We start from the raw sequence: 19480 nt of genomic DNA, 5'->3' as shown, positions 1-19480 counted from the left end.
TTCGGCGTGGACTACCGTGGCTTGCGGCGCAGAATCGAGTCGCGGATCATGACGCCCGCGATCACGGCGGCGAAGCCGACAAGGAACACGTCCTCGATATGGCCCTTGTGGTTGCCGATCGTCATGGCCACCAGGATGATGCAGACGATCCAGCCCGCGGTGCGGAAGGTGCGGCGCGATTCCCCGCTCCAGCCCCATTCGGCGGACGGAACCTCGGCGGTATCCACATGGGTGACGATTGCGCGGTCACTGGTGGGTTCGAGTTCCGTGGCGGCCACGATCGCTCCTTAGCTCGGTGTAGGCGTTGCTGCCGATATCGTGGCATACGACCGCTCGTCGTAGCGAACAGGGCTGTGTCGATCGGCGGTGCAAGCGGTGTCCTACGTGGTTACGCGGGCTACCGCCCTCGGACGCGTCGCCAGCCCCGCTGCCACAATGGGGCCGTGTCCGACATTGTGAGAGTCCTTCTGCTCGGCAGCACCGGTTCCATCGGTACCCAGGCGCTCGAGGTGATTGCCGCCAATCCCGACAAGTTCGAGGTGGTCGGCCTGGCCGCGCGCGGCGGCAATACCGAGCTGCTCGCGGCGCAGATGGCGGCCACCGGGACCAGCAATGTCGCGGTCGCCGATCCGGCCGCTGGAACGCGACTCGACCTGACACTGAGCGGTCCCGGCGCGGTCACCGAACTGGTGCGCCGCACCGAGGCGGATGTCGTACTCAACGCATTGGTCGGCTCGCTCGGCCTGGAGCCGACCCTGGCCACCCTGCAATCGGGCACCCGGCTGGCGCTGGCGAATAAGGAATCCCTGGTCGCGGGCGGCTCCTTGGTGACCCGTGCCGCCGCACCCGGCCAGATCGTGCCGGTCGATTCCGAACATTCCGCGCTTGCCCAGTGCCTGCGCGGCGGCCGAGCCGACGAGGTGGACCGGCTGGTGTTGACCGCATCGGGCGGCCCGTTCCGCGGCTGGACCACCGAAATGCTGGAGTCGGTGAATCCGTCCGAGGCGAAGGCGCATCCGACCTGGTCGATGGGGTTGATGAATACCCTGAATTCGGCATCGCTGGTGAACAAGGGCCTCGAACTGATCGAGACACATCTGCTGTTCGGGGTGCCCTACGACCGCATCGATGTCACGGTGCATCCGCAGTCGATCGTGCATTCCATGGTCACCTTCACAGACGGCTCCACACTGGCCCAGGCCAGTCCGCCCGATATGAAGCTGCCGATCGCATTGGCTCTCGGCTGGCCCGATCGCGTGCCGGGCGCGGCCACGGCCTGCGATTTCAGCACGGCGTCGACCTGGGAATTCGAGCCGGTCGACAATGCGGTATTCCCCGCGGTCGAGCTGGCCAGGCAGGCGGGCACGGCGGGCGGCAGCGTCACCGCGGTCTACAACGCGGCGAATGAGATTGCGGTGCAAGCCTTCCTGGACGGGATCATTCGCTTCCCGGATATCGTGCGGACCGTCGCCCGCGCCGTCGAGGCCGCCGATCAGTGGCGGGCCGAGCCCGAGACACTCCAGGACGTGCTGGCGGCCGACACCTGGGCGCGCGACTACGCCCGCGCGCTCGTCGATCGGTGATCCATCGTCCTGATGAGCCGCATTGCGCGCCCTAACCGGCGGTTTGCGTGGCATGTGTGCGCAGGCGGATCGTCCGCACCGAACGAGCGTCGATGCGATCGGACGCGCCGCTGGATGGTGGCCTGGCAGACTTGGCAGCGAAGGTTGCTCGGCGTCCGGTTACTGTGGTCGGGGTGCTCGCGGTGCGGAACGAGTGTGCGTCCGCGGGTAGTCGCGGCCGCTGCGGGCGGCCGCACTTCATTTGAGGCGAGCTGCGCAACGCAGGAGGGCTGTACAGCAAATGGTGTTCGCGTTGGGGTTCGTACTGTTCGCCCTCGGCATCACGATATCGATCGCGCTGCACGAATGCGGGCATATGTGGGCCGCCCAGTCCACCGGCATGAAGGTGCGGCGCTATTTCATCGGCTTCGGTCCCAAGATTTTCTCGTTCCGCCGCGGTGAAACCGAATACGGCCTCAAGGCGCTGCCGCTCGGCGGCTTCTGCGATATCGCGGGCATGACCGCATTGGACGAACTGGCACCCGAGGATCTCGACCGCGCCATGTACCGCCAGGCCACCTGGAAGCGCCTGGTCGTGATGTTCGGCGGGATCGCGATGAACTTCGTGCTCGGCTTCCTGCTGCTGGTCGTGCTCGCGGTCGGTTGGGGCCTGCCGCGCTTGGACCAGCCGCCCGCTACCACCATCGGTGCGATGAGCTGTGTGCCGCAGCAGAATCCGGACCAGTCGATGGTGAGCTGTGACGGCACCGGGCCGGCGCAGCGGGCCGGACTGCAGCGCGGTGACGTGGTCAAGAAGGTCAACGGCGTGAAGGTGGACACCTGGCAACAGTTCACCGCCGAAACCCAGAAACAGACCGGCACCTTCAGCTACACCATCGAACGCGACGGCAAGACCGAGACGATCGAGGTCACCCCGCAGCGCGTCACCCGCTACGCGGAGAAGAATGGACCGGGCAGGGAGGTCAGCGCGGTCGGCGTCGGCTCGGAGTACTACGAGCCGCTGCAGTACAACGTGCTGGCCGCGATCCCGGCGGCCGGTGCATATACCGGGCAGGTGTTCACTCGTACCTTCGTATCGCTGGCTCAGATGCCGCAAAAGGTCTCCGCGCTGTGGACCGCGGTAACCGGCGGTGAGCGCGATCCGGAGACACCGGTCAGCGTGTATGGTGCCAGCAAGATCGGCGGCGAGACCGCGGAGCGCGGCTTGTGGAACGTCTTCATTTTGGTGCTGGCCAGTCTGAATTTCTTCCTCGGCGCATTCAACCTGCTACCACTGTTGCCGCTGGACGGTGGGCATATCGCCGTGGTGCTGTACGAGAAGGCGCGAAACACGATTCGTGGCTGGAAGGGGCTGGCGCCGGGCGCGCCGGTCGACTATCTGAAGCTACTGCCAGTCACCTATGTCGTTGTGGTGATAGGTGGTGCGTACATGCTGTTGACGATCGCCGCGGATATCGTGAACCCGATCCGACTTTTCTGAGGGTTGCGCGGTGACGTCAGGCCGCTCGGGTCATGGTTAGCACGGGCTGTGCGCAGCGAAGCTGGAGCCGGTCGGTATATCCATCGGGTACGGCTGGAGCCGGTCGGCGCGATTCAGGCCCTTGCCCTGCTGGACGGCGGGCATATCGCGGTGGTGCGCTACGAGAAGATCCGCGATACCGTTCGTGCCTGGAAGGGGCTGGCGCCGAGCGGTCCGGTCGACTATCTGAAACTGCTTCCGGTGACCTACGTCGCAGTGGTGTCGGCGGTGCGTATATGGTGCTCACGCTGGTCGCCGACATCGTGAACCCGATCCAGTTGTTCCGCTGACGCGCTAACCTGTCGCGGTTGTGCCGCGATAACTGCCGCGAATGCCGGATTGCTGGCATTTCGGGACAGCTGTGTGTCATGGCTCATGTCATGGCTGTCACAGGGTGGGCAGCCGCAGTACGCGGCTAAGCTCGGTAGGCGAACGGCCCGAAAAAGTACGCACGAAAGTAGGCAGCCGAAAGTGACCAGCACAATCGGATTGGGGATGCCGACCGCACGCGCGGCCGTTCTCGCGCCTCGCCGCAAGACCCGCCAATTGACGGTGGGCAATGTGGGCGTCGGCAGCGATCACCCGATTTCCGTGCAGTCGATGACCACCACCAAGACCCACGACGTCAACGCCACCCTGCAGCAGATCGCCGAACTGACGGCCTCGGGCTGCGATATCGTGCGCGTTGCCTGCCCGCGCCAGGAGGACGCCGACGCACTGGCGACCATCGCGCGCAAGAGCCAGATCCCGGTGATCGCGGATATCCATTTCCAGCCGCGCTATATCTTCGCCGCCATCGATGCGGGCTGTGCCGCGGTGCGCGTGAACCCGGGCAATATCAAGGAATTCGACGGCCGGGTCGGCGAGGTGGCCAAGGCCGCGGGCGCTGCGGGCATTCCGATTCGCATCGGCGTGAACGCCGGTTCGCTGGATAAGCGGATGTTGGAGAAGTACGGCAAGGCGACCCCGGAGGCGCTGGTGGAGTCGGCGCTGTGGGAGGCGAGCCTGTTCGAGGAGCACGGCTTCGGCGATATCAAGATCTCGGTCAAGCACAACGATCCGGTGGTCATGGTCGAGGCCTATCGCCAATTGGCCGCCCAGTCCGATTACCCGCTGCATCTCGGTGTGACCGAGGCCGGTCCCGCGTTCCAGGGCACGATCAAATCCGCCGTCGCCTTCGGCGCGCTGCTGTCCGAGGGCATCGGCGACACGATTCGGGTGTCGCTGTCCGCGCCGCCGGCCGAGGAGGTCAAGGTCGGCGGGCAGATCCTGCAGTCGCTGAACCTGCGCCCGCGCAAACTCGAGATCGTCTCCTGCCCGTCTTGCGGTCGCGCCCAGGTCGATGTGTACACCCTGGCCAATGCGGTGAGCGCCGGTCTGGAGGGCATGGAGGTGCCGCTGCGGGTGGCCGTGATGGGCTGCGTGGTGAACGGTCCGGGTGAGGCACGGGAAGCCGACCTCGGTGTGGCCTCGGGCAATGGCAAGGGCCAGATCTTCGTCAAGGGCCAGGTCATCAAGACCGTGCCGGAGGCGCAGATCGTGGAGACCTTGATCGAAGAGGCCATGCGCATCGCCGAGGAGATGGGCGAGACGGTCGGCGCCGGCGAACCTGTGGTCACGGTCGGCTGACCCCTTCGAGCGATCCGCAAGTGATCGTGGGTTCCGGAGTAGCCGTACCGCGGTCGAGCGATTCGTGGCAGGCTGTCGATGTGCGGAGTCTGCTGGAGCCGGCGCGACGGGCCAAGGATGCCCCCGCGCGTCAGCTCGCGAATCGGGATCTGGCACAGGTGCTACGGGTGCTGGACAGCGATCCGATCGCCTCGTGCATGGTCGCGGCGCGGTTACAGGAATTCGGCTTGGATACCGGCGTCGGCCACGGTGAACTGTGGAGCCGGGGCGGTCCAGCCGAATCGCTGTGCTTCTCCGGCGCGAATCTGGTGCCCCTGCGTGGCGATGAGGACGCGTTGCGCGCCTTCGCCACGCGGGCGCTCCGGTGGCCGCGGGTGTGTTCGTCGGTGGTCGGGCGTCAGGAATTGACGCTGCCACTGTGGGAGATGTTGTCCGCGCATTGGGGACCGGAACGGGAGCTACGCCGGGCACAGCCGCTGCTCGCCCTCGGCCAGCCCGCGCTGGCCACCGCCGATGCGCAGGTCCGCCGAGTACGGCCGGACGAGTTGGAGCGCTATCTCACCGCGGCGATCGCCATGTTCATCGAGGAGGTCGGGGTCGACCCGCGCGCGGGTGACGGCGGTCGCGGCTATCGGCGCCGGATTCAGAGTCTGATCGAATCCGGCCGCGCCTGGGCACGTTTCGAGGACGGCGCGGTGGTGTTCAAGGCCGAGGTCGGATCGCTGTCCCGGCGTACCGGGCAGATCCAGGGCGTTTGGGTACATCCCGAACGTCGCGGCAAGGGTTTGGGCACCCGAGGTACGGCTGCCGTGGCGAATGCGGTGGTGGCATCCGGGCGCACCGCCAGCCTCTACGTGAACGACTACAACAACATCGCCCGCCGGGCCTACAGCCGGGTCGGATTCCGGCAGATCGCCACCTTCGCCACCGTCCTGCTCGACTGAACGCGGCGCCGAACATCGGTGTGCCACAGCCGTTTGCTCGCCGATGGCTATACGATCTGTCCCGATGTCGACTCGCATGCTCATTACGCTGGCCGTCGCGGCGTTCGCGGCGGCGGGATCCGGCTGCTCGGCCAGTCCGCAGGGACCGGTGCCCGCGGCCGATGCCTTCCTCGCCGCCTTCGCCGGCCACGACATCGCGGCCGCGGCCGAACTGACCAGTCAACCCGAGAAGGCAACCGCCGCACTGCGTTCCGCATGGGACGAGTTGCAGGCCGAGAAGTTGGCCGCGCATACCGGCGCGGCCAGGGTCACCGGCGATACCGCGACCGTCGACTACACCTACGAGTGGCGCCTGCCCAAGGACCGGATCTGGAAGTACACCGGCCAATTGCAGATGGGCCGCAGTGACGGCCGCTGGATGGTGCGCTGGACCTCCTCCGATATCCACCCCAAACTCGGCGCCACCCAGACCATGGCACTGCGCGCGAACCCCGCTCCCCGAGCCAGCGTGAACGAGCAGTCCGGCAGTGATGTGCTGGTGCCGGGCAAGGTATCTCGGGTCGCGTTCGCCGTGACCTCCGCACCGGATCCGGGTTATACGGCGACCTCGTTGGCGGCAGCGCTGAACCGCTTCGATGACCGGCTCACCCCCGAGGCGATCCTGAGCGCGGCATACGCCGCCAAGGGCGAGTACACCGTCGCGCTACTGAGCGAGTACGAATTCGGCCAGGTCAGTGCCGATCTCATCGGTCTGCCCGGGGTAACGCTGACCCAGCAGTGGGATATGGTCCCCACCGACCGCGATTTCGCGCCTGATCTGCTCGCGCAGGTGCGCAAGACGGTGATCGCCGAGGTGGACGGCAAGGCGGGCTGGAGCGTTGTCACCATGAACGCCAACGGCGCCGATACCGACGTACTCACCGAGGTGCCCGCACAACCTGCCCCGTCGTTCTCGCTCAGCATCGACCGCAATGTGCAGAACTCCGCACAGCGTGCCGTCGGCGGCCGCGCGGAGCAGACCATGATGGTGGTGCTGCGGCCGTCGACCGGCGCGATTCTCGCTGTCGCACAGAACAAGGCGGCCGACCGTGACGGTCCGGTGGCCACCATCGGCCAGTACCCGCCGGGTTCGGTCTTCAAGACGGTGACGGCGGCCGCCGCCATGGCACTCGGAAAGGCGACTCCCGAAACGGTTTTGCCGTGTCCGAGCCGAATTGTCATCGGGGAGCGAACAATTCCGAACTACAACCTCTTCCAACTCGGTGATGTACCGATGGCCACCGCCTACGAGCGATCCTGCAATACCGCGTTCGCGAAGTTGGCCAGTGCCCTGCCGAGTGACGCACTGCACGATACCGCCGCGAAACTCGGTGTGGGGCAGGCCTATACGGTTCCCGGCCTGCCGACCGAATCGGGTTCGGTACCACCGGCCGACGATATGATCCAGCGCACCGAGGACGGTATCGGACAGGGCAGGGTGGTGGTGAGTCCGTTCGGCATGGCCGTGCTCGCCGCGACCGTCGCGCACGGGTCGGTGCCGGTGCTGTATCTGATCGCCGGACGGACCACCGAGATCAAGGGTGACCGTCCGGCCATCGGTTCGGAGGTGATCGATGGTTTGCGCCTGATGATGCGCAAAGTGGTGACCGGCGGTACCGCCGAACGCATTGCCGACCAGGGCGAGGTGTACGGCAAGACCGGGGAGGCCGAGGTCGATGGTGGCTCGCATTCGTGGTTCGTCGGCTATCGCGGCGATCTGGCCTTCGCGACATTGCTGGTCAAGGGCGGCAGTTCGGATAATGCCGTCGCGGTGACGCGCGATATGCTCGCCGCCCTGCCCGCGGGCTACTGAACCCGCCTGGAACCGGTGCGACCGGTGGTCTCCGGCGGGGTGCCGCGATCTGGCATCTCATAACGCAGTGTGGTGGAACCGATTCGGATGACATCACCGTCCGCGAGTGCGGTATCGGCACCGATCGGCACACCGTTGACGTACACGCCGTTGGCCGAATCCCGATCCCGGATGAAGATCCGGTTGTCGCGCGGCACGATGCGTGCGTGTTTGCGGCTGACGCGGACGTCGTCGAGCACGATGTCGTTATCCCATTCGCGGCCGATCCGCAGTCCGGTCGCCGGTATGGCGATCGCCTCACCGTCGCCGACTCGCAGCCAGGCCTGCCGCAGCACATCGGGCAGATCCCGCTTGGTCGCGCCGGGGGAGGAGACCGTCGGCAACGCCTGCTGGCTGCGGATCGCCTCCTCCAACGCCAGGGTGCGCGGATCCGGGTCGATGCCCTGCTGGTCGGCCAGGTTGCGGCGGATGCGCAGACAGGCGGCCAGTGCGTCGGCCTGGCGGCCCGCGCGGTAGAGCGCGGAAATGAACAGCCGCCAGAGGCGCTCGTTCACGCCATGTTCGGCGGTCAATGCGGTCAGTTCGCCGAGAACTGCGCCCTCGCGCCCGCACGCGATATCCGCGTCCAGGCGATCGGCGATGGCATTCAACCGGCGCTCGTCCATATCGGTGGCGAAATTGTCGGCGAAGCGCAGGCCGCGCAATCCGGCGACCGCCTCACCGCTCCACTGCGCGAGCGCGTCGGCGAAGCATTCGGCCGCGGTTTCCAGATCGCCGGTGGTGAAGGCCAGCGAACCCTGGGTCCTGGCCCGCTCGAAGCGGCCGACATCGCATTGGTCCTCGCCGATATCGAGGAGGTATCCGGCGTGCACGGTGCGCAGGATGGCCCGGTCGTCGACTCCGGCCGAACGTAACACGGTGCGCAGATTCGAGACGTAGGCGTAGAGACCGTCGACTGAGCGATTCGGCATCTCGTCGTCCCAGATGCTGTTCGCCAGTGTGGTTTTCGCGACGGCGTTGCGGCGGTTGATGACGAGCATGGCGAGCAGCGCCCGGAGTTTGGTGCCGGGCAACGGTACCGCTCGATCGTCGACCAGCAGGCGCACCGGTCCGAGCACTCGAAGATCGAGCGCTGGTCGATTCGAGCCCGCGGAGCCCACCGGATTCCCTCCGAACGCAATCCGCTTCCGGGCCGCCGCTGCCCCACGACTGTTTCGCCGACGGAAGCGTCACGCGATGGAATTCAGCATACGCACCGATGGCACACTGTGCCGGTAATGTCCGGCCGCGAATACGCCGTCGGCGAAACGACCACGCGCCGTGCCGAATTCGGCTCGATAATGGGATCGTCCACCGCCGTGGTGGACCTCGTCGGCGATCTTGTTGGAGTTGACCGGATGGACGAAGTACTGCTGACCCCACCGGATGCGGCCGAAGTGGCGCTGCTGGCGAGCGGTGTGGTCGCCGCGGCGTCCGGTGCGGACGGGCTGACCCCGCTGCAGCAGTTGCTGATTCCGTCACTGTTCCTGTCGATGACCGGACATCGGGTCGAACTGGAGACGCTGCCGCATACCGATGCCGAAACCTTCGCGGTCGGGCTGGCCAGGCGCAACCGGATCTTCCGGGAACGAATCGTGCAGACGATGCTGCTGTCCGCGCTGGTGGTGCGGCCATTGCCACCTGCCGTCGCGGCGAAACTGCGGGAGTTCGCCGACGCGCTCGAGGTCGACGACGACATGATCGCGGTGGCGCAGAAGTACGCCGAAGGTGCGATCGAACTGGCCGCTGTCGACTTCGACCGCAACGGCTACCTCGGCGGGCTGGATCCGAGCCGGTTGACCGCACTGCACACCGAAAGTCTGGATTCGTCCTGGGGGCAGGTCAGCGATGATCCGGACTTGGCCGCGCACTGGGCCACCCTGCGCGAATTGCCCGTCGGCACACTCGGGCGCGGCGTCGCCGATTTCTATGCCGACCGTGGTTTCGTCACGCCCGGCCTACCGGGTTCGGCGCCGCCGCTGCTCGCCCAGCACGACTGGGTGCATGTGCTCGCCGGATACGGCACGACGCTGGAGAACGAGATCGAGGTATTCGCCTTCATGGCGCGGGCCAACGATGACCCGCGCGCGTTCAGCCTGCTCGCCATGGTGATTTCGCTCTTCGAAACCGGCTACCTCCATGCGGGAGCCGGATTGTTCGAAGCCAACGAAGGACATTTGAGCACCGCGGGCATGGCGACCCGCCTTGGCGATGCCATGCGCCGCGGGGCGCTCACCTATGGCAGCCACGATTTCCTGGACCTGGACTGGTTTACGCTGGCCGATCGGCCGATCGCGGTGGTGCGCAATGAGATCGGGTTGACCGCGAAGTCACCGGAAGCCGTCGCGGCAGGTTCGGTGGGGGCTTGGGAAGCAGGCGGTATCACCCCATATCAGCTCCACTCGGCCGAGGCTGCCGCCGAGGCCGCAGGACGGATCTATGTGCCGTGGCGCCCGGACCCGACGCGTGGCTGACCTGAGGTGAGCGTCAGTGCGCCGGCGACACCTGCATGTGGTTGAGCGTGCGTGTCGACGCGACCGGTGCGACTCGGTCAGGCGCGGTGCAGGGTCGCCGCGAGGTGGTGGGTCAGCGGTTCGCCGACCGCGGCCATGCGCAGCGAGTATTCGATGGTGTCGCCGGTCAATACCATCGAACGGCCGAGCGCGGTCACCAGTTTCGCGGTGCTGCTGCGGCCGATGCTGGTCGATTCGAACTCCATATGCAGTTCGCCATCGACAATGGTGAGGCTGCCCTCACAGATCTCGGTGATGCCGGTCGGGTGGGCGAGGATCAACTCGACGTGATCCGGCCGCGGGCAACGCAGATAACCGGTTTCGGCGTGCATCGGCCGGCTGCCGTCGGCGGCGCGGGTGCGCTGGCGGTAGGTGAGGAACGGACGGCCGAGGTGGCCGAACTTGATTTCCTCGACGTAGTCGAATGACTCGATGGTCGGGTATTCACCGTGCCCGGGTCCGCGCCATGTGCCCAGCAAGGGTGCGAGCGGAGCGATATCGGGATGGGGAGCGACAGCAGGTTGGGGGGCGACCACGCGCGACAGCTTAAACCTGTCGGATTCGAGGTGTTCCCGTACGGTCGAAATTCTTCCAAGCTAAGGTTAGCATCGCCTAATCGCCGAATGAGGGTTGCGAGTGGCTGGAAAGGACGAAAAGTTGAACGCACGCCTTAGTGAATCGCGCCGCAACGGTGCCTGGCGGTCGCGGACCCGCAATGGTCTGCTGCGCGCGTCGGTGCTCGGTGCTGCCCTGGTTGTGGCCGCGGCATGCTCGGATTCGAAGTCGTCGAACGATGAAGTACCTGCCCTCGACGGCAACCACTACGCGCAGACCAACCTCGCCGCCAACAATGCCGAATTCAAAGCGCAGTACACCTTTCCGGACATGGTGAACGCGTGGGGGCTCGCCGATCGCCCCAAGGGCGCGGGCGGGCATTTCTGGGTCGGCGCGGGTGGTAAGTCCTTCCAGTTCGTCGGCGATGTCGGCGCGTCCGCGGATCCCAAGGTGCAGAAACTGTTCCAGGATCCGCTGAAGATCGTCACCATTCCCGGCGCGGATGCCGACACCTCGGATAAGAGCATCGGCAAGACCACCGGTGTCGTCTTCAATGGCGCTCCCATCACCTCCGATCTGTTCGTCGTGCGTGACCAGCCGGTGGACGTCGACGGTGCGCCGGTGCCGCTGACCGGATCGTCGCGGTTCATCTTCGCCACCGACTCCGGCAAGATTTCGGCCTGGACCGAGCAGGGTCCCGAGGGCGCGATCATCCGGCACGACGGTCCCGCGAATCTGGTCTTCGACGGTGAGTCCCAGGGCATGGCGTTCTTCGGCATCGCGCTCGCCCCGTCCGGTGACAAGCTGCTCGCCGCCGACTTCGGCGAGAGCCCGCAGATCCGCACCTTCGACAAGGACTGGCAGCTGATCCCGACCGTCGGCTTCGCCAACCCCTTCGCCACCGGCGACCAGATCGACGCGGCCGCACCCGATAAGGGCAAGACGGCCAAGCCCGGCGATCCCGCGCCGTTCAATGTGACCACCATCGGCAACCGCGTATTCGTCTCCTACGCCGATACCAAGCCGGATGAGCAGGACGCGTCCAAGTTCGACAAGGCCGAAGAGGATTCACTGGACAAGGACCAGGAGAAGGACGCCAACGGCAAGCCGGCCAAGGGCAAGGTCGCGGAGTTCGACGGCAACGGCAAGCTCGTGCGTATCCTCGACGACGGCGGTCGCCTGAATGCGCCGTGGGGCGTCACGGTGGCTCCCGCGAACTTCGGTCCGCTGAGCGGCAAGCTGCTGGTCGGCAATTTCGGCGGTCTCGGCCATGTGCTCGCTTATGACGACGCCACCGGCAAGTTCGTCGACTATCTGCGCGATGAGAAGGGACAGCCGGTCGAGATCGAAGGTCTGTGGGCCTTGATGTTCGGCAATGGCGAGAGCCTCGGCGACGCCGACTCGCTGTACTTCACCGCGGGCCCGGATGACGAGAAGGAAGGCCTTTTCGGCAAGCTCCGCTTGAAGTAACCCGGTCGTAGACGAAGGCGGTTCCCGGCAGTGCGGGGGCCGCCTTTGTTGTGTGTCCTAGTCGGACGCGGGGGTTTGCGGGGTCCAGCGTTCGGACCAGCTCCACAGTGGTTGCAAGGCCGTGGTGAGTTCGTGGCCAGCGGGGGTGAGTTCGTAGGTCTTGTCCGCGTTCTTGGTGATCACCCCCGCGCTCTGGAGATGTTGCAGGCGGGTCGAGAGCATGCTCGACGAGCAGTTGCCCATGCGGCGGCGCAGTTCGAGGAAGCCGAGGCGGCCGGGTGCCAATTCCCAGAGGACGCGCAGGATCCAGCGTTGGCCGATGAGCTCCATGGTGGCCAGCATGGGCGCGTGCGCCGGGTCGTTTCGCCCGCGCGACGGCTTGGCGCCATTTGCACTTCTCATTTCGAACTACCATAGTGATTCTAAATTAGAAGCGTTGCTGTGGGTTGGATGAGCGAGCGAACAATCAACACAAGCGAGAGGCAGATGGTGGGCGACTCGACGGAACGACGAATTGTGCTGATCACCGGCGCGTCGCGGGGGATAGGGGCCGAGACGGCGAAGGTGCTGGCGACAGGCGGTGATCATGTGATCATCAACTATCGGGAGAAGCGCAAGCGTGCCCGGACGATCGCCGATGAGATCGGGGCGGCCGGTGGCAGTGCGTCGATCGCGGGTGCGGATATCGCGGATGCCGACGCCACGGCGGCTCTGATCGCCGATGTGGTCGCTGAATTCGGGCGGTTGGATGTGCTGGTGCTCAACGCGTCCGGCGGACTCGAGCGCAATGCCGCGCCCGACTATGCGATGGCATTGAACCGTGACGCACAGGTCCGTCTGGTGCGAGAGGTATTGCCGCACCTGCCATCCGGTGGCCGGATCGTCTTCGTGACCAGCCATCAGGCCCACTTCCACGGCCGCAAACCCGTTCCGGCGGACTATGAGCCGATCGCCGCCAGCAAGCGTGCCGGCGAAGATGCCTTGCGCGCAATGATTCCGGAGCTGGCCGAACGCGGCATCGGTTTGAATGTGGTGTCCGGCGACATGATCGATGGCACGATCATCGTTCGCCTGCTGGAACGCCGTAATCCGGAGGCGGTTTCGGCCCGCCGCGATCACGGCACACTGCCGACCGTCACGGAGTTCGCCGCCGTCGTCGCCGAAGCCGCAAGTGCGGCAAGCGAATCCGGTCGCACGTTCTACGTCGGCGGTCAGGACTATCTCGCGGACGGACTGGCCGAGGAGATCCCCGCCTAGTCGAACGGTTCGGTGTGACTCCGCGCACCCGCTCGATCGACTGTCGGACCATAGTTCTGGTTACTGAAGATTTGCCATTGGCGTGCATGTCTATAACAAATTGATATCGTCGGTTTCTGGTTGTGGGCGGGGATCTGGGTCGATAATCGAGGGCGAGGAGCGCGGTCGTGCCGTGCGGCAACGACATTGCTGGTCGGGCGGTTGGCCGACGGCTGCGGGCTCCGGCGTCGGCAGGAGGCCGAGATGAGCGATGTCGGAAATTGCCGGATAGTTCCGGGCCGGGATACGTTGCTGGCCGCCTGCCGCGGGCTGCCGCACGACGATCATCCGATGCTGGAGGCCGCGGGGGAGTTGGCGCAGCTACACGAAATTCGTGAGCGAACGCCGATATCCGAGATGGCCAAGCTGGATCGGCGGCGCGCCCAACTGACGCGGTCGATCGACCGCTGGGTGACGCTGGCGATGCCGGTGCCGTGCGCCGCAGCGCGGCTGCATTCCGAAACCGTCGGCCAGCTGGTGGATCGGCTGGCCAGATTGACCACACAGGCCTTCGTGCCACTGTCCGCGGCGCCGGAAGCGGTCTTCTATGACGCTTGGGTGCAGCTCAACGAGCTGGCGGATATTTATCAGGATCTCATCGACGATCTGCGCGAGGGCGCCCGCCGACTACCCGGTGGCTAGCGCCCGCGCCCGAACAGGCGGAACGAACGCGCTGGGCGGCGCGGCAGCGTGGCGTAGACCATGGTCATATCGGCGAATACCTCCGCTTCCCGTTCGCGGTCGGCGCCGAAATACTCGCGGCCGAGTACGTGCCTGATGGAGGACGGCGAGATGGATGGCAACAGTGTGGCCAGCGACGGTGTGATCGGCTCGCCCGCCGCCGTGTCCTGCTTGCCGTGCCCGAACAGCATGTGGCCGATCTCGTGCAGGATGATGTGGTCCGCATTGCGCCCGGTGGCGGACGCGTCGTAGACGATGATGTCGTCGCGACCGCGTGTCACCCAGAGTCCACTGCCACGACACCCGATATCCGCGAGCGCGGCCGCGGGGACCGCCTGCAGCGAGATGGAACGACCGCGATGCGCGGCGATATTTGCGAGGTAGGCGGACAGATTCCACGGACTGGGGAGGGGCACGGTCCGCGCTGCTTCGCGGATCCGGGCTTCCATGCTGGTCATCGGGGCATACATTACTCACCCCACGCGCGGTAGTCACCTCGCGAACCGGACAATCCGGCGAAACCTATAGCAACACTACATAGTTCACGCAAAGGGGGACACCTTGGTGGGGATTCATCACCCCTCGGAGTCACAGTGCCGACACTCGGGGGCGGTATCGAAATATCGTCGGTGCGGCGAGATTGGACGACGACCCGTCGTCCGCCGGTCCGCGGCGTGCCCGATTTTCGGTCGGCGGGGGACGAAAGCGAGCGAGAATGACAATGCGGTATCGACATGCTGAGACCAGCGCGTTCCCGACCGAACGGCACGGGTGACGCGCAGGATGGGAGCGTGCAGATGAACAGCGGTGGTGACGCGGGTTCGAGCACCGTCCAGCGGGAACGGGGCGACGGCGAGCTACGCCGACTGAGCAGCGAGCGGCTGGTGGACGCACCGCCGCCGCGCACGGCGACGGTGGCGCAATGGTGGGCGCTGACCAGCCGCCTGGTCCGGCCGTCCTGGCGCAATGGTGAGTTGATCACCGCACTGCTTGCGCCAGTGGTCTTCACCGTCGGCTTCTATGTGCCGCTCAACCTCGTGATGACCGTCTACGGGCACGGCCTGAGCAGCTATGCCCAATTCCTCATGCCGATGATCGTGATGCAGGCGATCGCCTTCTGTGCGATCACCGCGGCATTCCGGGCCGCCTCCGACGCCAAGGACGGGCTCAATATCCGCTTCGGATCGATGCCGATGGGCTCGTCGGTGCCGCTGGCGGCGCGCGTCACCGCCGGGATGTACCGGGCCGCGGTCGCCTTGGCCGCGGCGCTGGTATGCGGCTATGTGATCGGTTTCCGCTTCTATGGAAGCTGGTGGGACACGCTGGGCTTCGTCGGTTTCGCGCTGCTGATCGGACTGACGCTGTGCCTGGGCGCCGATCTGCTCGGCAGCCTGACCAAGAGTCCGGAGGCGACCACACAGGCGCTCATCCTGCCGCAGCTGATCCTCGGCATGGTCTCCACCGGATTTGCCCCGGCCCACCAATTCCCGCACTGGATCCAGGGCTTCGCGCGCAACCAACCGGTATCGCATTACGTATACGGGCTGCGGGCGCTGGCCGGTGACCCATCGGGCAATGCAGGCGTGGTCGGCTGGTCGATCTTCGGGCCCGCGATGGCCTGGACGCTCGGTCAGACCATCCTCTTCGGTGTGGGGGCGGTATACGTTTCGATCCGGAGGTCGGCATGACCGAGGTACTGACTCGCACCGAGGAACTGCCCAAGGTCTCCGGTCGGACCGAGACCTGGCGGCTGCTTATCCCGCAGACGCTGATCCAGACCAAGCGGTTGCTGGTGCGCTGGTGGCGTGATCCGCTGACCGTCGTGCAGTCGCTGCTGTTTCCCGCGCTGCTGCTGGTGATGCTGAATACCGTGCTCGGACGCCAGATTTCGGCCTTCTCCGGCGCGAGTGCGCTCTACGGTTCGGTGCCGATGGTAGCGCTGGTCGGCGTGATGTCCGGATCGGTGGCCGGTGCCATCACCCTCGGTCGCGAACGCGACGAGGGGCTGCTCGCCCGCTTCTGGGTATTGCCGGTGCACCGCGCGTCCGGACTCGCCGCGCGGATCCTGGCCGAGGCGATCCGGATCCTGTTGTGCACCGCGGTGTTGTTCGCGGTGGGTGTCGCACTCGGCTTCCGATTCCAGCAGGGCATGGTCGCGAGCATCGCGCTGTTCGGGGTGCCGCTGCTGTTCGGTATCGCCTTCTCCACCATGGTGACGGCGGTGGCCGTATTCAGTGCGAAAGCCGCTCTGGTCGAGGCGGTTTCGCTCGGTTCGTCACTGCTGATGTTCTTCAGTTCCGGATTCGTACCGCTGGTCGCGTACCCGAAATGGGCCAAGCCGATCGTGCAGCATCAGCCGATGTCCTACGCCATTGATGCCATGCGCGGGCTGTCACTCGGCGGTCCGGTGCGTGGTCCACTCTTGGCCACCCTTGCCTGGTGTCTCGGTGCGCTCGTGGTCTTCGCGATTCCCGCGGCGGTCGGCTATCGGCGGGCCAGCCGGAGCTGATCAGAGAAACCTTGGCGCGCGCAGACCCTCGGTTCAGGCCGCGAGGCCAGCGCATCGTCTCGCGACCCGACGAGACCGGGTTCGAACATGTTTTGCGATAGCGAGCGAGTGGCAACGTCACAGCGGCAGGCATGGCGTTACACCCGGATGACGAAGACGCCGGGGCGGATCTCGACGGAGGCACGCACGATCGACCGATACCGGTCCGGCGGCCATTGCGTAGTGTTCGACCAGACGACGCCGGTCAGCGGGATTTGCGCCGGATCGGCGCCGTGCAGATCCGCTCCCACAAAGTCGTTGAGCGCGCGCATCATTGCGGCCACGGTGCGCTCGAGAGCGTGTGCACGGTCGTGAGCCAGGGCGATACTTCGATCCAAGGTGAAATCCGAGGCAGCGGTCGGGTCAAGGGCGCGTTCGACGGCTCCCGCAAGCCCTATGACGGAAGCGACGCCGCGCTCCAGGGCGGTGATGATCCGGACGACGGGCAGCCGGGTCGAGGCATAGTCCAGGTTCAATCTGCGCACACCGTGGGCGGTTATCTCTTCGATGGCACTTGCGGGATGTTTGTGCTCCAAGATCCGCGGCAAAGCGCGCGCGCGGTTCGTGCGGCGGACCACTTCTACCGCCTGTTCCTCGATCCGGGCGAAGAGCAGGTCGAGGTCTCGATGACGGAGCAGTTCCTCGGTGAGGTCGCCAGTGGGCCGCGTCTCCTCGCGAGCTCGGTCGAGTTCCTCGATGAGGACCCGCACAGTCTTCTCGGCAACCAATTAGATGCGGCGCGTGAAAATACCGCGCTGCCATCCGGACCCACGGCTCTACGGCCGCGAGGGCGTCGGTGAGCTCGCGAAGATCCGTAGCTGCGGATTCACCCACCCGCGGGTCGGCGCCGCCACCGTAGTCGTAGTCCCAGTCCAGCTCCCACGCACGCAAGGTGCGATCCGCACTCGCGGACAACGCGGTGTGGCAGTCGGAACCCAGCACGACCGACGTCACCGGCCGGCTATGTCCTTCGAGGGTGTACAGGCAGGTCGCATGGGTCAGGTCCCACACACGCAGCGTCCCGTCCGTCCCCGCCGATATCGCCACGCTGCCGTCGAGACCAACACTCAGGTCATTGATTGCCCCGGTGTGACCGGTCAGCGTGCGACACTCGCGCCCGGATGCTGTCTGCCACACCCGGATGTCCCCGACACCGGCCGATACGAGAACGCTGCCGTCCGCGCTCGCGCGAACGATCTCGACACCGGTCGGATGTCCCTCGAAAAATTGCACCCTGCGCCCGGTTTCCATGTCCCACATGTGGATTGCGCAGTCGCCGAAGGCGGTGAACGTGAACCTGCCACCCACCGCGAGCTCGTTCCCGCCTCCTGACAACCGGTGTGGCATCGCCTTCGCCGCCCACGCGCAGCTGCCGCTGCTCAGGCTCCAGAATCGCACCTCGAATTCGGTGGCGCCGACGGCAAACTCACCGTCAGCGCTGACCCCGACCCGCAGAGTAGGACCGAGGTCGCCGTGGTGATCGAGCACCCGCGCGCACTGCCCTGTCGAGAGATCCCACACGCGGATCGTCCGGTCTTCTTACCCGGCTCGAACAGCGACGCGAATATCGGCGGTGTGGGTCGCTCAGCAGGCCGGGTTGAATCGGGCGATCCTCGCGATGGGGTGGCATCGGCTGGAGTTGGCGTTGCGGAGCGCTGCCCGGTACACGGGCACACAGATCGTCGAGGTACCGATGTTCAAAGTTGGAATCCCCCGGCTCGAGCCGCGGAGAGGATGTCAACAGGTCATCTCCATGGTGGCCCTGTCGATCAGTGCCATGGAGTCACGCGGGCTGAGCGCCATGGCGCGCAGTTGGTCGAAAATGATGCCGAAGCGGCGGATCTGGGGATGCCCCTCGATCAGTTGATCGCCGGCGATGCCCTCGACATACACCAGCTCGGGATCGGCCGGATCCTTGAAGTCCAGCAGCGTGAAGGATCCGGCCATGCCGGGATGCACCCCCGCGCTGAACGGAAGTATCTGCAGGATAACGTTTTTCATCTGCGAATCGTCGAGCAGTCGCTTCAGCTGTGCCTTCATGACATCGGGCCCGCCGACCATGCGCCGGATCGCCGCCTCGTCGAGCACCACCCACAGCTCGAGCGGATCCGGTTTGGTGAGATGCATGGCACGATCCATCCGCGCTCGCACATTGTGCTGCACGGTGGCACCGTCCAGCTTCGGCATATTGGTGTCGATGACGGCCTCGGCGTACTCCGAGGTCTGCAATAGTCCTGGGATGTAGGAGGTTTGGTAGTGCCGGGCCGAGAGCGCCTCGGATTCGAAGTTGATATAGGCCGCGTGCACCTCGGTCAGCGTCGCCTCGTATGGGCGGGACATACCGGGCTTGAGTGCGTCCGACAGCAGCTCGAGCGCGTCGGTGCGCTGCTGTTCGGTGACGTCGTAGAGATCCAGCATCGCCATCAGCGTGCGCCGCTGCGGCCGCGCCTGCGCCGTCTCGATGCGGTACAGCGTGGTGATATTGATGCCGGTCTTGCCGCTGACATCCTCTTTGCTCAGCCCCGCATGATCGCGCATCTCGGTCAGCAGCACCGAGAGCCGCCGCAAACCCGCGGTGAGAACTGTGCGCTTGCCTGCCATGACAACCCTTTCGCCCTGCGCACTGGTTAGCACTCTTGCGTACATGTTGTGGTGAGTGCCCGCCAACCACCGCGAATATGCAATCGCAGTGTGATCAGAGACTACCGCCTTTCGCAGCAACGAAGTTCGGAGTTTTCGATGCGATATGCCCTCGTCACGGCAGATCCGCGCGGCGATGGCCGGATATGGGGTATTCGTCCCTGTCGCCGTGGCGCCGGGTAGGCGACACGGGATCGGCGGACCGCGGCAC

18 protein-coding genes and 2 pseudogenes are annotated in these 19480 nt (G+C 65.8%); 12 read left to right on the top strand and 8 right to left on the bottom strand.

What is annotated here, in order from left to right:
* Window positions 1-11: 11 nt before the first annotated feature.
* The gene (locus AB0L58_RS20595; RefSeq protein ID WP_364388944.1) at window positions 12-278 is read right to left on the bottom strand and encodes a DUF2631 domain-containing protein; all 267 of its coding nucleotides are present in this window, start codon (window positions 276-278) and stop codon (window positions 12-14) included.
* A gap of 165 nt (window positions 279-443) precedes the next feature.
* Here AB0L58_RS20595 and dxr point away from each other — a divergent pair, with 165 nt between their 5' ends.
* The 6 genes and pseudogenes from dxr to AB0L58_RS20565 all read left to right on the top strand — a co-directional run bounded on the left by dxr (window position 444) and on the right by AB0L58_RS20565 (window position 7527).
* Window positions 444-1583 carry a 1-deoxy-D-xylulose-5-phosphate reductoisomerase gene (gene dxr / locus AB0L58_RS20590; RefSeq protein ID WP_364388942.1) on the top strand — a complete coding sequence of 380 codons (1140 nt, stop codon included), beginning with the start codon at window positions 444-446 and terminating at the stop codon, window positions 1581-1583.
* A gap of 280 nt (window positions 1584-1863) precedes the next feature.
* A complete protein-coding gene (locus AB0L58_RS20585) occupies window positions 1864-3063 on the top strand; it encodes a site-2 protease family protein (protein ID WP_364388940.1) in 1200 nt (399 codons plus the stop codon).
* A gap of 129 nt (window positions 3064-3192) precedes the next feature.
* A pseudogene (locus tag AB0L58_RS20580) lies at window positions 3193-3392 on the top strand (zinc metalloprotease); the annotation flags it as partial.
* 181 nt (window positions 3393-3573) lie between these two features.
* The gene (gene ispG, locus AB0L58_RS20575) at window positions 3574-4731 is read left to right on the top strand and encodes a flavodoxin-dependent (E)-4-hydroxy-3-methylbut-2-enyl-diphosphate synthase (RefSeq protein ID WP_364388938.1); all 1158 of its coding nucleotides are present in this window, start codon (window positions 3574-3576) and stop codon (window positions 4729-4731) included.
* Window positions 4732-4811: 80 nt separating this feature from the next.
* Window positions 4812-5675 carry a GNAT family N-acetyltransferase gene (locus AB0L58_RS20570; RefSeq protein ID WP_364388935.1) on the top strand — a complete coding sequence of 288 codons (864 nt, stop codon included), beginning with the start codon at window positions 4812-4814 and terminating at the stop codon, window positions 5673-5675.
* Window positions 5676-5739: 64 nt separating this feature from the next.
* Window positions 5740-7527 carry a penicillin-binding transpeptidase domain-containing protein gene (locus AB0L58_RS20565; protein WP_364388933.1) on the top strand — a complete coding sequence of 596 codons (1788 nt, stop codon included), beginning with the start codon at window positions 5740-5742 and terminating at the stop codon, window positions 7525-7527.
* Here the strand turns inward: AB0L58_RS20565 and AB0L58_RS20560 are convergent.
* Window positions 7521-8645: a BTAD domain-containing putative transcriptional regulator gene (locus AB0L58_RS20560; RefSeq protein WP_364388931.1), complete on the bottom strand. Its 1125-nt coding sequence runs from the start codon at window positions 8643-8645 to the stop codon at window positions 7521-7523. The genes AB0L58_RS20565 and AB0L58_RS20560 overlap by 7 nt on opposite strands.
* A gap of 159 nt (window positions 8646-8804) precedes the next feature.
* Between AB0L58_RS20560 and AB0L58_RS20555 the strand changes: the two genes are divergently transcribed.
* Complete coding sequence (locus AB0L58_RS20555; RefSeq protein WP_364388930.1) at window positions 8805-10040, top strand: hypothetical protein; 1236 nt, start codon at window positions 8805-8807, stop codon at window positions 10038-10040.
* Window positions 10041-10117: 77 nt separating this feature from the next.
* On the opposite strand, the gene AB0L58_RS20550 is transcribed toward AB0L58_RS20555, so the two are convergent.
* Window positions 10118-10624: a peroxynitrite isomerase gene (locus AB0L58_RS20550; protein ID WP_364389232.1), complete on the bottom strand. Its 507-nt coding sequence runs from the start codon at window positions 10622-10624 to the stop codon at window positions 10118-10120.
* Between the two features lie 205 nt (window positions 10625-10829).
* Here AB0L58_RS20550 and AB0L58_RS20545 point away from each other — a divergent pair, with 205 nt between their 5' ends.
* Window positions 10830-12104: a TIGR03118 family protein gene (locus AB0L58_RS20545; protein WP_364389230.1), complete on the top strand. Its 1275-nt coding sequence runs from the start codon at window positions 10830-10832 to the stop codon at window positions 12102-12104.
* A 57-nt stretch (window positions 12105-12161) separates the two neighbouring features.
* Here the strand turns inward: AB0L58_RS20545 and AB0L58_RS20540 are convergent, their stop codons facing one another.
* Window positions 12162-12506, bottom strand: a complete 345-nt coding sequence (locus tag AB0L58_RS20540) for a helix-turn-helix domain-containing protein (protein WP_364388929.1) — start codon at window positions 12504-12506, stop codon at window positions 12162-12164.
* 84 nt (window positions 12507-12590) lie between these two features.
* On the opposite strand from AB0L58_RS20540, the gene AB0L58_RS20535 reads away from it, so the two are divergent.
* Entirely contained in the window at window positions 12591-13361 is a 771-nt protein-coding gene (locus tag AB0L58_RS20535; RefSeq protein WP_364389229.1) for an SDR family oxidoreductase, read from the top strand.
* 243 nt (window positions 13362-13604) lie between these two features.
* Entirely contained in the window at window positions 13605-14042 is a 438-nt protein-coding gene (locus tag AB0L58_RS20530) for a DUF4254 domain-containing protein (RefSeq protein ID WP_364388928.1), read from the top strand.
* On the opposite strand, the gene AB0L58_RS20525 is transcribed toward AB0L58_RS20530, so the two are convergent.
* The gene (locus AB0L58_RS20525) at window positions 14039-14539 is read right to left on the bottom strand and encodes a hypothetical protein (protein ID WP_364388926.1); all 501 of its coding nucleotides are present in this window, start codon (window positions 14537-14539) and stop codon (window positions 14039-14041) included. The genes AB0L58_RS20530 and AB0L58_RS20525 overlap by 4 nt on opposite strands.
* A gap of 339 nt (window positions 14540-14878) precedes the next feature.
* On the opposite strand from AB0L58_RS20525, the gene AB0L58_RS20520 reads away from it, so the two are divergent.
* Both AB0L58_RS20520 and AB0L58_RS20515 read left to right on the top strand, forming a co-directional pair.
* Window positions 14879-15769, top strand: a complete 891-nt coding sequence (locus tag AB0L58_RS20520) for an ABC transporter permease (protein WP_364389228.1) — start codon at window positions 14879-14881, stop codon at window positions 15767-15769.
* On the top strand, window positions 15766-16590 hold the full coding sequence (locus AB0L58_RS20515) for an ABC transporter permease (RefSeq protein WP_364388923.1): 825 nt from the start codon (window positions 15766-15768) through the stop codon (window positions 16588-16590). Before AB0L58_RS20520 ends, AB0L58_RS20515 begins: the two co-directional genes overlap by 4 nt.
* A 137-nt stretch (window positions 16591-16727) precedes the next feature.
* On the opposite strand, the gene AB0L58_RS20510 is transcribed toward AB0L58_RS20515, so the two are convergent.
* The 3 genes and pseudogenes from AB0L58_RS20510 to AB0L58_RS20500 all read right to left on the bottom strand — a co-directional run bounded on the left by AB0L58_RS20510 (window position 16728) and on the right by AB0L58_RS20500 (window position 19230).
* The gene (locus AB0L58_RS20510) at window positions 16728-17339 is read right to left on the bottom strand and encodes a hypothetical protein (RefSeq protein WP_364389263.1); all 612 of its coding nucleotides are present in this window, start codon (window positions 17337-17339) and stop codon (window positions 16728-16730) included.
* A gap of 181 nt (window positions 17340-17520) precedes the next feature.
* Window positions 17521-17880 (bottom strand): annotated as a pseudogene (locus tag AB0L58_RS20505) (hypothetical protein); the annotation flags it as partial.
* Window positions 17881-18366: 486 nt separating this feature from the next.
* A complete protein-coding gene (locus AB0L58_RS20500) occupies window positions 18367-19230 on the bottom strand; it encodes a helix-turn-helix transcriptional regulator (RefSeq protein WP_364388921.1) in 864 nt (287 codons plus the stop codon).
* Window positions 19231-19480: the final 250 nt, after the last annotated feature.

The organism is Nocardia sp. NPDC052112 (assembly GCF_040680135.1).
In the GTDB taxonomy this organism is placed as follows: Bacteria; Actinomycetota; Actinomycetes; order Mycobacteriales; family Mycobacteriaceae; genus Nocardia.
This window is presented reverse-complemented; position numbering and strand designations above follow the sequence as displayed.